The 12,423-nt window shown below is 52.3% G+C and carries 10 protein-coding genes; 6 read left to right on the plus strand and 4 right to left on the minus strand.

Annotated elements, in window-relative coordinates; translation table 11 throughout:
- The first annotated feature begins 85 nt into the window (after positions 1–85).
- Positions 86–463: a rhodanese-like domain-containing protein gene (locus tag FW415_RS08050; RefSeq protein WP_148383752.1), complete on the plus strand. Its 378-nt coding sequence runs from the start codon at positions 86–88 to the stop codon at positions 461–463.
- 54 nt (positions 464–517) lie between these two features.
- On the opposite strand, the gene tyrS is transcribed toward FW415_RS08050, so the two are convergent.
- The 4 genes from tyrS to gatC all read right to left on the minus strand — a co-directional run bounded on the left by tyrS (position 518) and on the right by gatC (position 3,486).
- On the minus strand, positions 518–1,801 hold the full coding sequence (gene tyrS / locus FW415_RS08055; RefSeq protein WP_148383753.1) for a tyrosine--tRNA ligase: 1,284 nt from the start codon (positions 1,799–1,801) through the stop codon (positions 518–520).
- 44 nt (positions 1,802–1,845) lie between these two features.
- Positions 1,846–2,406, minus strand: a complete 561-nt coding sequence (locus FW415_RS08060) for a cob(I)yrinic acid a,c-diamide adenosyltransferase (RefSeq protein WP_210420844.1) — start codon at positions 2,404–2,406, stop codon at positions 1,846–1,848.
- Positions 2,407–2,481: 75 nt separating this feature from the next.
- A complete protein-coding gene (locus FW415_RS08065; protein WP_148383754.1) occupies positions 2,482–3,192 on the minus strand; it encodes an ABC transporter ATP-binding protein in 711 nt (236 codons plus the stop codon).
- 3 nt (positions 3,193–3,195) lie between these two features.
- Positions 3,196–3,486: an Asp-tRNA(Asn)/Glu-tRNA(Gln) amidotransferase subunit GatC gene (gatC, locus tag FW415_RS08070; protein WP_148383755.1), complete on the minus strand. Its 291-nt coding sequence runs from the start codon at positions 3,484–3,486 to the stop codon at positions 3,196–3,198.
- 106 nt (positions 3,487–3,592) lie between these two features.
- Here gatC and trpS point away from each other — a divergent pair, with 106 nt between their 5' ends.
- The 5 genes from trpS to FW415_RS08095 all read left to right on the plus strand — a co-directional run bounded on the left by trpS (position 3,593) and on the right by FW415_RS08095 (position 12,411).
- Positions 3,593–4,597 carry a tryptophan--tRNA ligase gene (gene trpS, locus FW415_RS08075; RefSeq protein ID WP_148383756.1) on the plus strand — a complete coding sequence of 335 codons (1,005 nt, stop codon included), beginning with the start codon at positions 3,593–3,595 and terminating at the stop codon, positions 4,595–4,597.
- A gap of 34 nt (positions 4,598–4,631) precedes the next feature.
- Positions 4,632–5,264: a deoxynucleoside kinase gene (locus FW415_RS08080; protein ID WP_148383757.1), complete on the plus strand. Its 633-nt coding sequence runs from the start codon at positions 4,632–4,634 to the stop codon at positions 5,262–5,264.
- Positions 5,265–5,593: 329 nt separating this feature from the next.
- Entirely contained in the window at positions 5,594–6,358 is a 765-nt protein-coding gene (locus FW415_RS08085; RefSeq protein WP_148383758.1) for a hypothetical protein, read from the plus strand.
- Positions 6,343–8,391: a helix-hairpin-helix domain-containing protein gene (locus tag FW415_RS08090; protein ID WP_148383759.1), complete on the plus strand. Its 2,049-nt coding sequence runs from the start codon at positions 6,343–6,345 to the stop codon at positions 8,389–8,391. Before FW415_RS08085 ends, FW415_RS08090 begins: the two co-directional genes overlap by 16 nt.
- Positions 8,392–9,234: 843 nt before the next feature.
- Positions 9,235–12,411 (plus strand): SusC/RagA family TonB-linked outer membrane protein, encoded by a 3,177-nt coding sequence (locus FW415_RS08095; protein WP_148383760.1) that lies wholly within the window; start codon positions 9,235–9,237, stop codon positions 12,409–12,411.
- Positions 12,412–12,423: the final 12 nt, after the last annotated feature.

Here is a 12,423-nt window from a genome sequence, read left to right on the forward strand (position 1 = left end):
GGTACAGTCCCGTTTTTTTTACAGCAGCAGCATCTCTCCTGACATACCCTTGTCACCCGCCCGCCTCACATTTGTAGAAAAAAAGATGAAAGTGAGGATAACCACCACCCGCCTGTTCGGCCTTCCCGAGATATCCGTGGAGGAAGTGCGTAGCCGTCTGCAACAGTCAGATTTTTATACTTACGACAATACGCCCGTCTCCAGCTACCGCCGCCACCACCTTCCCGGCGCCAAACATCTGGACCCCGGAGATTATTCCGCCAGTGATCTGGCGCCCGACAAAAATGCCACCCTGGTGTTCTATTGCACCGATGCCCTTTGCGGCGCCGGGCCTTATGCCGCAAAGCGGGCCAGGAACATGGGGTTTGAGCATGTGTACGTGATGACAGCGGGGATGGCCGTCTGGCTCCGGAAGGGATACCCGGTGGAACAGGAAGACAGGCAGGGGATGAAAACCGCATAAAAAAAGGGTGCATCAAGCTATTGATACACCCCTTCAGGAGAATGCGATGGTATTTTACACGACTCTCACCAGGAAATAATTTTTCTTTCCCTTCTGGAAAAGAATGGTTTTCCCGATGATCAGCGCTTCATTGTTGATCGGCAGGTCGATTGCAGCAATTTTGTTGCCGTTCATGCTGACGCCGTTGGCCTGGATGGTTTTGCGGGCTTCGCCCTTGCTGGGGAAAATGCCCGTGTCCGCCAGGAAGCTTACCACATCTTTCCCCGCGGCAATGTCTGCAGCGCTGACCTCAAACTGGGGAACGCCGGCCATTACTTTCAGCAGTTGTTCTTCGGAAAGGGATTTCAGCGTTTCCACGGAGGCGTTGCCGAAGAGTATTTGTGATGTTTTGATGGCAAATTCATATTCGGCCTCACCGTGAATGAAGGTAGTGACCTCCTGTGCGAGGCGCTTTTGCAGCACCCGTTTGCCGGGGTCCTGCCGGTGTTCTTCGATGACAGCATTGATGACAGGCTCTTCCAGCAGGGTAAAGATGCGGATATAACTTTCCGCGTCTTCATCGCTGGCATTCAGCCAGAACTGGTAGAACTCGTATGGTGTGGTCTTCTTCGGGTCGAGCCAGATATTGCCTTTTTCCGATTTGCCGAATTTGGTACCATCCGCTTTTTTGATCAGCGGGCAGGTGAAGGCATAGGCCTCCCCTCCGGCAATGCGGCGTACCAGTTCGGTGCCGGTAACGATATTGCCCCATTGATCGGAGCCGCCCATTTGCAGCTTGCAGTCCATTGTCCGGTACAGATGCAGGAAATCATATCCCTGGATCATCTGGTAAGAGAATTCAGTGAAAGACATGCCGTTATCGCCTTCCAGCCTTTTCTTCACGGAGTCCTTTGCCATCATATAGTTTACCGTGATGTGCTTGCCCACATCGCGGATAAAATCCAGAAAGCTGATACCGGAGAACCAGTCGTAATTATTCACCATTTCCGCCGCATTCGCTTTGGCGGGGTCGAAATCCAGGAATTTTTCCAGCTGGGCCTTGATGCAGCGCTGATTGTGCTGCAGCGTCTCTTCGTCCAGCATCTTCCTTTCCTCTGCTTTGAAGGAAGGATCTCCCACCATGCCCGTAGCACCGCCCACCAGCGCCAGCGGCTTATGGCCGGCACGCTGCAGGTGCACCAGCAGCATGATCGGCACGAGGTTGCCCACATGCAGGGAATCCGCGGTGGGATCGAAGCCGATATAGCCCGTGGTCATTTCTTTTTGCAACTGTTCCTCCGTGCCGGGCTTGATATCCTGCACCATGCCACGCCAGCGCAGTTCTGTAATAAGATTCATGAAAGAATAAAAATTTGTTGCAAACCTACAATTTTTTTGAGGGATTATACCCGGGGCTTCCAGGGGACCTCTTCCACATGCATCAGGTGCCCCACGTAGCGGGATAGCACGAAGAGATAATCGCTCAGCCGGTTCAGGTATTGTAACACTAACGGCTCTACGAACATTTCCTGGTCCTGCATGGCCACGCAAAGCCTTTCTGCGCGCCGGCAGACGCAACGTGCGATATGGCAGTGAGAAACGGCTACATGACCACCCGGCAGCACGAAGAACTTCATGGCCGGCAATGTCTCGTTCATGGCATCGATGGAATCTTCCAGCAGCTGAATGTCTTTGGCATGCAGGTCGGGGATGCTCATTTTCGTCTCTTTGTCAGGATCGCAGGCGAGGGAGGAGCCGATGGTGAACAGCCGGTCCTGGATCTCCTTCAGCAGGTTCTTCACCGGTCGTTCGGTCATATGATCGTTGACGAGGCCGAGCCAGGAATTCAGCTCGTCTACCGTACCGTAAGTATCAATGCGGAGGTGGCTTTTGGAGACTTTCGTGCCTCCGATGAGGGAGGTTTTGCCTTTGTCACCGGTTTTGGTATATATCTTCATGGCCATGGGTTGCAGGTTTTTGCAAAGGTAAGCAAAAGCGGGGGTGGATAGCCATGGAAAACCGGTATGGCGGCATCATTTTTAATGCGTGGCGGCGGGGGCGGGCTCATTCAGCCTGTCGGATTCGATCACGCCATCCCTTAGCCGGATCACCCGTTTGGCATGTGCGGCAATATCTTCCTCATGCGTTACCAGCACTACCGTATTCCCCGAATCATGGATCTTTCCGAAGATCTCCATGATCTCGATGGAGGTTTTGCTGTCCAGGTTACCGGTAGGCTCGTCCGCCAGGATCAGGGAAGGGGAGTTCACCAGGGCACGGGCGATGGCCACACGCTGGCATTGCCCGCCGGAAAGCTCGTTGGGTTTGTGTTTATAACGATCACCCAGACCAACCCTCTCCAGCATTTCCCGGGCTTTTTCTTCCCTTTCCCGTTTGCCGATGCCGCCGTAGATCAGCGGAACGGCCACATTTTCCAGGGCGGAGAGGCGGGGCATCAGGTTGAACTGCTGGAATACGAATCCGATCTCCTTGTTCCGGATCCTGGCCAGGTCATTGTCTTCCATCTGGCTCACATCATGCCCGCTCAGGATGTATTTGCCCTGCGTGGGGGTATCGAGCGCGCCCAGGATATTCATCAGCGTGGATTTGCCGGAGCCGGAGGGGCCCATCAGCGCCACATATTCATTTTTGAAGATGTCGAGCGATACGCCTTTTAACACGGGCAGCTCGTTCTTGCCGATAAAATAGCTTTTGCGGATGTCTTCCAGGTGGATAACGGAATGGACCATGATCTATTTCTTGATTACTTTAGGGACTTTGAAATATTCCTCGTTATGCGAGGGGGCGTTGCGCAGGCCATCTTCCCGGCTGATCAGCGGCAGCACTTCGTCTTCCCGCATCACATTCGTATCGGTGGTCATATGCAGCAAGGGCTTTACATCGGTGGTATCCAGCTCGCCCAGCTTTTCCACGAATGTGATCATCCGCTGCAGGTCCTGCCGGATATCCGCGCTTTCACCGGCATTGATCTCCAGCCTTGCCAGCGTAGCCAGTTGCTGTATCAGTGCGTCATTCACTTCCATAAGTTCAAATTAACGAATTAAAGCTGATAAATAGTATCAATATAAATGATAAATGTGGCCAGTTGGCAAAGTTAGGGGATAAAAATTTCTTAAATTGCGGCCCGATATGGGAAAGGAAAAAGAAATTGTTGTCAGCGGCATCCGCTCTACCGGTATTTTACACCTCGGGAACTATTTTGGCGCCATCCGTAATTATATCCGGATGCAGGAGGAATTCCACTGCTACTTCTTTGTGGCGGACTGGCATTCCCTCACCACGCATCCTGATCCGAAAGACCTGCGCGGGAATGTGTACCGGGTGCTGGCGGAAAACATCGCTTCCGGGCTGGATCCGGAGAAGGTGACGCTGTATGCCCAGAGCGATGTGCCGGAGATCGCGGAGCTGTATCTGCTGCTGAACATGCTGGCCTATAAAGGCGAACTGGAAAAAGTGCCGACGTTCAAGGACAAGGTGCGCCAGAACCCGGATAACGTTAATGCCGGCCTGCTCACCTACCCGGTGCTGATGTCCGCCGATATCCTCATTCACCGGGGACTGAAAGTGCCGGTGGGTAAAGACCAGGAGCAACACCTGGAAATGAGCCGCAATTTCGCGCAGCGCTTCAATAACCGCTACGGCTATCTTTTTCCCGAGCCGGTTGCCTTCAATTATGGCGATGATCTGGTCAGGATCATGAGCCTGGACGGGAACGGCAAGATGAGCAAAAGCGAGAACGAGAATGCCACTCTTTTCCTGAGCGACACGGATGACGTGATCCGCAACAAGATCAAAAAAGCCAAAACAGACAGCGGGCCGCAGGAACCGAATGCACCTATGCCAGATTACATCGCCAACCTTTTCACGCTCATGCGGCTGGTATCTTCGCCGGATACGGTGGGGAACTTCGAGCGCGCATTCAATGACTGCAGCATCCGTTACGGAGATATGAAAAAACAGCTGGCGGAAGATATGGTGGCTTTCATCGCGCCCATCCGGGAAAAAGCGGAAGGCATCCGCCAGGACCAGGCTTACCTGAACCGGATCATGCGCGAAGGCGCCGCAAAGGCCAGGGAGTCCGCCGTCCTTACGTTGCAGGAGGCCCGTAAATTAATGGGTATTAACTATTACTGATTTTCTATAACTTGTTACATCATACTCCCCATGCATGGCAAAAAATAAGATCAAGCATATCGCTATCGCCGGCAATATCGGCGCAGGAAAGACCACGTTGACGGAAATGCTGGCCAAACATTACAGGTGGACGCCGCAGTTCGAGGATGTAGAGCACAATCCATATCTGACCGATTTTTATGACGATATGCCGCGCTGGTCCTTCAACCTGCAGGTATATTTCCTCCACAGCCGCCTCAAGCAGCTGGTGGATATCCAGCATGGGAAAGAGACGGTGATACAGGACCGTACCATTTACGAAGATGCGCACATCTTTGCTCCCAACCTTTACGAGATGGGGCTGATGACGAAGCGCGACTTCGATAACTATTTCAATTTCTTCGAGACATTGAAATCGATGGTGAAGCCGCCGGACCTGCTTATTTATCTCCAGGCATCCGTGCCAACGCTCGTTGCGCAGATACAGAAAAGAGGAAGGGAGTATGAAGAGAATATCCGGCTGGACTACCTTAAACGGCTGAACGAATTTTACAATTCCTGGATCGAGAAATATAAAGACGGGCCATTGCTGATCATTGACGTAGACAAGAATAAATTCCCCGACAAGGAGGAGGATCTGGGCGAGATCATTTCGCGCATCGACTCCGAGTTGCACGGGTTGTTCTGATTGATCGTTGCGGAGGGCTGCCTTTGCATAGGCATGGTGTTGATTTATCTTTTGGTGTATTGCCGGTATCGTACTGATTTGGATATTGGCCCATTGCATGGCCTCTTACGGCAGGTTTCTTATTCCAGTATCTCAGGATATCAGAGATTTCTTTCGGGTGTTATTTCCCTATTGCATGGCTCGTTACAATCGTTTTCTTACCGCTTCCTCCCGGAAAATCGAAGTTTAATCTCCGAAATCCGGAGATGCATTTTTTGGCGCGTTTACCGGCTTCTCCTACATTTACAGCGTAACTAATTTCTGTTTGTTCAACCACAGTTATGCATTTTATGTTGATGATTGTTTGTGCCTTTACTGTGCAGGTATTATTTGCACAGATCCCTGCAGCCCCGCTTCCGGGGGCTTACAGCAAGAGTTTCTCACAGGTGTTCGCACAGTTCGGCAATACGGCCGCACTGGCGGATGTTCGTCGTTTTTCGGCGGGACTGATGGCGGAACGCAGGTTTTTGCTGAAGGAAATTGGCGTGTATTCGATGGCGTTAGGTGTGCCTTTGCGGGGTTCTTCCGGGGTATTAGGGTTTGGTATCTGGCAACAGGGCTATGTGCTGTTCCGGGAGCAATTGATCGGCCTCGCATATGCATTGCCCCTGGGAAATCGCCTGAAGGCCGGTCTGCGTATGGATTACCGGCGGACGTTAATGCCTGGGTACGGCAGCTCTGGCCTGCTGGCGGAGATCGGTGTGATCGGGAAGCTGACAGATCAATGCAGGATCGGTCTGCAATTATTTCATCCTTCCGGGAGAGGAGGCCCGCCGGCGGTTTACCTCGCCGGTCTTGGGTATGAGCCGTCACCGCAATTTCTGCTGGAAGCGGAATGGAGAAAAGAAGCCGCCATGCCGCTGTCTTCCCGTATCAGCATCGTGTACCGGCCCGTGGCGGTTTTTTGGGCGATGGGTGGCTTTGTTACACAGCCTGCCGCTCAGTTCGCGGGGATCGGGTACAGTATTGGCGATCTGAAGGTCAGTATGAGCGGCAGTTATCACCCCCTGCTGGGAATAACACCTTCAATGATGGTAGTATGGGGAAAGGACTGATGCTGGTGATGCTGATGCTTTTAAGCGGATCGCTGCATGCCCAGGAGGAGGAGGAAAGCTCCATCCCGCTGGAACTGCTGGGAGAACAGGAAAATGAGCTTCCCGAAGAGGATGAACAGACGCAAACACTGGAGGCATACTCCCGCAGGAAACTGAACCTGAATACTGCGGATGCTCCCGCACTGCATGCGCTTGGCCTGATGGGTGCCCTGCAGGTCTCGCAGTTCCTGGTTTACCGGAAAACACTGGGCGCACTGTTGAGTATCTATGAATTGCAGGCAGTCCCGGGGTTTGATCTTCCGCTGATCAGGAGATTGCTGCCATTTATTACGGCAGGTGCGGGGCTGGAGCCTTATTACACCTGGAAAGACTACGCGCGAAGAGGGCGGCATGTCGTGTTACTGCGGTATGCCCGACCCCTGGAATTAGCCAGGGGATATCATCACCGGGACAGCCTCGGTGCGTATTACAATGGCAGTCCCGACAAGATCATGCTGCGCTACCGTTATCAGCTGACCCGTTACGCCAGTTGGGGCCTGGTTATGGAGAAAGATGCGGGAGAGCAGTTTTTCAAGGGTGCACAGCGCAAAGGGTTCGATCACTACGGTTATCACGTTTTCCTGCAACAGATCGGGAAGATCAAAGCACTGGCTATTGGTGACTTTTCGGTAAATATCGGGCAGGGCCTTGTGCAATGGCATGGCCTCGCATTCGGTAAAAGTGCCGCTGTGATGCAGGTAAAACGGCAGGGAGCAGTGCTTCGGCCCTATGCTTCGGCAGGCGAATTCTTCTTTTATCGCGGCGCGGGTATCACCATGCGGCAGGGGCGTTGGGAACTGACCGCTTTTGGCTCCCGCAGGAGCCTGGATGCACGCAGCCCGGGAGATTCAACTGCCGATGCTTACAGCGGATCGCTCGTCAGTTCGGGTTATCACAGAACAGCGTCGGAATTGGCATTGCGGGGAAACGTGCTGCAACATAGCGCCGGAAGCGTGCTGAAGTGGGAACACGAAAGCGGGCACATTGCAGTGAATGTACTGGCGCACCGTTTCTCAAAAGCACTGCGGAAAGGCGATGAGTTATACCGGGTATTCGGGTTTGAAGGGAATGATTATCTCAATGCCGGTGTGGACCATGCATTTGGCTGGCGTAACCTTCATTTCTTCGGGGAAGCGGCGGTGGATAAAAAGGGAGCATATGCGATATTGCAGGGAATGCTGGCTTCCCTGGCGCATGGAGCGGATATTGCATTGGTGTACCGTTATGAAAGCCCTGCTTATCAAACGCTCTATGGCAACGCCTTCGGTGAAAGCGCTACGGTTTCCAATGAAGCAGGCCTTTACTCGGCATTGTTGCTGAAGTGGGGAGCACGCTGGGAACTATCCGCATATGCGGACCTCTTCCGTTTTCCATGGCTGAAATACAGGATCAGCAGCCCATCTGACGGATACGATCTGCTATTGGCGCTCGCCTGGCGGCCGGATAAAACAACGGAGCTGACCGCACAGTATCGCTACGACCACAAACCGCAAAATGCTTCGGGACATTCCCTGCCGCAACATTATGTGACGATGCTGCAACGGCAGCAACTGCGCTGTCAGGCAAGCGTACAGCTAACACCCTGGCTAAGCTGGAAATGCCGGGTAGTGTCAGGCCTGTACCGGAATGAAGATCCCGGTACAGGCGCCGGTGGAACGGCAAGGGAAGCATGGCTGGTACACCAGCAATGGAAGGCAAAATTGAAACGCGCCTGGCGGTTCTCCGCGGGGCATACCTGGTTCGATACCGCGGAAGGCGATGGTCTTTTTCTTTCGGGTCAGGGCTTTCCGGGAGACAATTCGCTGTTGCGCCTCTCCGGCAGGGGCTGGTCTGTACAGGCACAGGCACAATACCGTTTCTCCCGCGCCTTTTCGCTGTGGTGCCGTTGGCAGCAGGCGGTGCATCCCGGGGCTGCGGGGATCGGCTCCGGCTGGGATGCTATTGACGGGAGCAAGCGCAGCAGCCTGCAATTCCAGCTGCAGTGGGAGCATTGAGCTGAACAGAAGCCAACGCAAGCCAGCCCAGCACAACCAACCCAACACAACGCAACCCAACCCACACGACCCAGCACAACCCAGCAAAAGCCAACCCAACACAACCCAACCCACAAGTAAACGGTATCCCCCATCTTGATAGCCGCGGCTTCTTTGCTACGCAGGCGGAGGCGCTTTGCCCCTGAAACCCTTTATGGCAGATATTCTTGCAGCAGTTTTTTTCGCATTTTGGGCAAGCAAGCTGATGGGTCGGGCGAAAAAAATATTTTACGAAGTTATCTAGTTGGAAATCACCCAAATAGCGATCGAAAGAAGTGTGTTTTTAACAAAACATTAACCAGATTTTTTTTGTGAAATAAAAAAAATGCTAACTTACATTAGACATCCAAAATCAGCGAACAAATAAAAATCCAAAATCTGAAGGAGATAAGGTCATTTGAAAAGCCCTTATTCTACTCAAGTATCAACATCTAAATCGAAGTTTAACCAGACCGCATGTATCAGATTACAACAAAGATTTAAGCAAAACAAAGGAACCCGTGGTAAAAGATCTGCCATTCTTCTACCCTGTCCATTATTTTTTCAAGACGAAGTAACCCGGAAATAAACGTTAGAAGTTAACTGTTTAAAGGGAGGACGTTTGCATTCAATTCAGCACCGAACGCTAAAACCCGTAATAACTGCATTGAACATAGTGCCGATCACGCTGCTATTCCCTTGAACATACGCGTATCAACATCTGAATCTAAACCTAAACCCGCTTTATGACTTGACAAAAGACATCTGAACCAGTTTCCGCCAATTTTACTAGTTGTTTATCATCCAAAATCTGAACTTTTTTTTATGAAAAAAGCTTTGCTGTTTTTCACCATGCTTATGGTGAGTGTCAGTCTGGTGGTTGCACAGCAACGCCAGGTGACGGGTAAGGTGGTAGGAGACGACGGGTCTCCGGTTGCATTTGCCACTATACAGGTCAAAGGCACTACTTCGGGAACCACCGCTGACCAACAAGGAAATTTCTCCCTTTCCATTTCAGGGAATGACGTAGTGCTCATTATCCGTAGCGTTGGATTTCTGCAACGGGAAATCCCTCTGAGCACACAAAATACGCTGAGTGTTACCCTCGCTTCCGATGCAAAAAGTTTGCAGGAAGTGGTCGTAACAGCCCTGGGCGTAAGCCGCGCGAAGAAATCCCTGGGTTACGCCGTGCAGGAGATCAAATCGGACAAGATCACGCAAACGAAGCAGGTGGACCTCAACACCGCCATCGCCGGCAAGGTAGCCGGCGTACAGTTGCGCGGAGGCTCCGGCGCTAAATTCGGCACCACCCAGATCCGTCTGCGGGGGGTGAACAACCTGACCGGCGGTAACCCGATTTACATCGTTGATGGCGTGATCACACCGGCTACTTCCATCAACCCGGACGATGTAGCTTCGCTCACCGTACTGAAAGGGCCTGCAGCTACCGCATTGTATGGGCAGCGCGCATCGGAAGGCGCTGTGGTGATCTCCACCAAACGTTCCGGCGGCTCGGGCATCGGGGTAACACTGAACCACACCACCACTTTCGAACGGGTGTATGTGTTGCCGGAATATCAGAATGAGTACGGCGGCGGCAGCTCCCAGGAATGGAACACCTTCACCTACAACCCCGCGCTGCACGATCCCGCATTCCAGGTGCTGGATGGCGCAAACTATTACAATTACGAAGTGGACGAAAGCTGGGGACCAAGACTGGATGGCACGATGCACGCTCCCTGGTATGCATGGGACCCCACAGTTGGCGCCGATTTCGGCAAACTGAAACCATTTGTAGCGCAGAAGAATAACGTGCGGGACTATTTTGAGACCGGCGTTGCCAACAACACCACCGTATCATTCAGCAAGAACGGCGAAGGCTATAACAACCGTTTCTCCTTCACCAATCTCACCCGTACCGGCGTTATTCCCAATTCCAAACAACAGAAGAACTGGGTCACCTATAACGGCTCCCTCGACCTGGCGCAGAACCTGCAGGTATCCACCAACGTAAACTACGTGTATGAATACGGGTTCAACATCCCGCGGGAAGGATACGGCACGCAAACTGCCGGCTCTTTCAACCAATGGTTCCACCGCAACATCGAAACGGATAAACTGAAGGAATATTACAAACGTTCTGATGGCAGTTTCCGCAGCTGGAACATCACCTCGCCGACCAATCCAACGCCGAAGTACTGGGACAATCCCTATACTGAAGCGTATGAGAACGTTCGCCATAATTACGAGCAGACCGTATTCGGCAATATGACGCTCTCCTACAGCTTCCTCAACGGATTCAAAGCTTCCGTGATCGGCCGGGGCACCTTTATAAATTCCAATAGCGACAACCGCGTTGCTTCCTTTACGCTCAGTCCCGCTTCCTTCAGTACGAATGAAGATAAACGGACCGAAACCAGCTATCTCGGCTCGCTGGAGTATGGCCGGACTTTCAGCGATTTCACTTTCCGTGCTGCGGTGTACGGCGAGGTCAACAAACGGAAACGTTACCTGGTAACAGCGGCAACGGCAGGCGGCTTCATTGTTCCCAATGTTTATAATGTCAGCAATTCGCTCAACGAAAAAGTGGCTACCAACTTCATGTCCAACCGCCAGATCAACAGCCTGTACGGCTACGTATCTGCCGGATACCGGGATATGCTGTTCCTGGACGTATCTGTCCGGAATGATATCTCTTCCACTTTGCCGGACCATAACAATTCCTATGTGTACGGCAGCGTTTCCGGTGCATTTGTTTTCACGGAGTTGTTCAGCGAGCGGAATGTGCTGAGCTTCGGCAAGCTGCGTGCTTCCGTGGCCCGCGTAGGTTCCGATGTGGACCCCTACAATGTGTATGAAACATTCCCCCTCGGCACCAACTTTCCAAAGTCCGTAGGTTCCGCTACCGTTACCTACGCCCGCCAGAATGTGCCGGATATCCGGCCCAATGATAACCTGAAGCCCGCATTGTCTACCAGCTACGAAATAGGCGCCGAACTGCAGTTTTTCAACAACCGCGCAAGGCTGGATGCCAACTATTTCTACCGCCGCAATGTGGATCAGATCGTGAATATCTCTTTGCCCAACTCTTCCGGTTACTCGGGACAGGTGATCAATGCCGGTGAAATGACCAACAAGGGATGGGAGTTTTCCATCGGCGCTACGCCAGTGAGAACAAGCGACTTTAACTGGGATATCGATATCAATTTTGCTTTTTTCAAGAACAAGGTGGTTTCTCTTTACGGAGATATCAATAACCTGCAGGTGGCGCTGGACGGCTCCGCACTGTCATTCGGTTTCGTAGGCTCTCCCCGTGTTTCTCTCAATGCCATGAAAGGGCAGTCGTACGGCCTGATCATCGGCGGCGGATTCCAGCGCGATTCTGCTACGCAGAAGATACTGGTGGATGATGACGGATATCCGCTCATGACCAATACGAAGGAGCTGGGGTATGTAACACCGGATATCACCGGCGGCGTTTCTTCCGGTATCACCTACAAGAATTTCTTCCTGAATTTTGCGATGGACTTCCAGAAAGGCGGCCGTTTCGTTTCCATTACCAAAATGTTCAACGCCGGCTCCGGTCTCAGTGCGGAAACGGTTGGTAATAACGACAAAGGTATTCCTAAACGCAATGCCATTGATGATGGCGGCGGTATCAGGCTCGATGCGATCAATGTAAATACGGGCAAGCAGAATGAAGTGTATGCGGATACGAAAGATCTGTATGAATCGTATTTATTCTCCCTCTGGGAAAACTGGACCTACGATGCCTCTTATGTAAAGCTTCGGGAGCTGTCCATCGGCTATTCACTGCCTGACCGCCTCTTCCAGCGCACACCCGTCAAAGGGCTCAGTGTTTCCGTGATCGGCCAGAACCTCTGGCTCATTTACAGCAAAGCCAAGGGCCTTGATCCTTCGGAACTGGAAACGTCATGGCTGGAAGGTGGCCAGTTGCCCGGCACCCGTTCCATCGGCTTTAACGTAAAAGTCAATTTCTAACATCAAAACCGG

This window comes from Chitinophaga sp. XS-30 (assembly GCF_008086345.1).
In the GTDB taxonomy this organism is placed as follows: Bacteria; Bacteroidota; Bacteroidia; order Chitinophagales; family Chitinophagaceae; genus Chitinophaga.

Bases quoted from the DNA above. Each gene is read 5' to 3' on its own strand.
- FW415_RS08050 (WP_148383752.1), top strand. From the start codon at position 86: ATGAAAGTGAGGATAACCACCACCCGCCTGTTCGGCCTTCCCGAGATA.
- tyrS (WP_148383753.1), bottom strand. From the start codon at position 1,801: ATGAATCTTATTACAGAACTGCGCTGGCGTGGCATGGTGCAGGATATC.
- FW415_RS08060 (WP_210420844.1), bottom strand. From the start codon at position 2,406: ATGGCCATGAAGATATATACCAAAACCGGTGACAAAGGCAAAACCTCC.
- FW415_RS08065 (WP_148383754.1), bottom strand. From the start codon at position 3,192: ATGGTCCATTCCGTTATCCACCTGGAAGACATCCGCAAAAGCTATTTT.
- gatC (WP_148383755.1), bottom strand. From the start codon at position 3,486: ATGGAAGTGAATGACGCACTGATACAGCAACTGGCTACGCTGGCAAGG.
- trpS (WP_148383756.1), top strand. From the start codon at position 3,593: ATGGGAAAGGAAAAAGAAATTGTTGTCAGCGGCATCCGCTCTACCGGT.
- FW415_RS08080 (WP_148383757.1), top strand. From the start codon at position 4,632: ATGGCAAAAAATAAGATCAAGCATATCGCTATCGCCGGCAATATCGGC.
- FW415_RS08085 (WP_148383758.1), top strand. From the start codon at position 5,594: ATGTTGATGATTGTTTGTGCCTTTACTGTGCAGGTATTATTTGCACAG.
- FW415_RS08090 (WP_148383759.1), top strand. From the start codon at position 6,343: ATGGGGAAAGGACTGATGCTGGTGATGCTGATGCTTTTAAGCGGATCG.
- FW415_RS08095 (WP_148383760.1), top strand. From the start codon at position 9,235: ATGAAAAAAGCTTTGCTGTTTTTCACCATGCTTATGGTGAGTGTCAGT.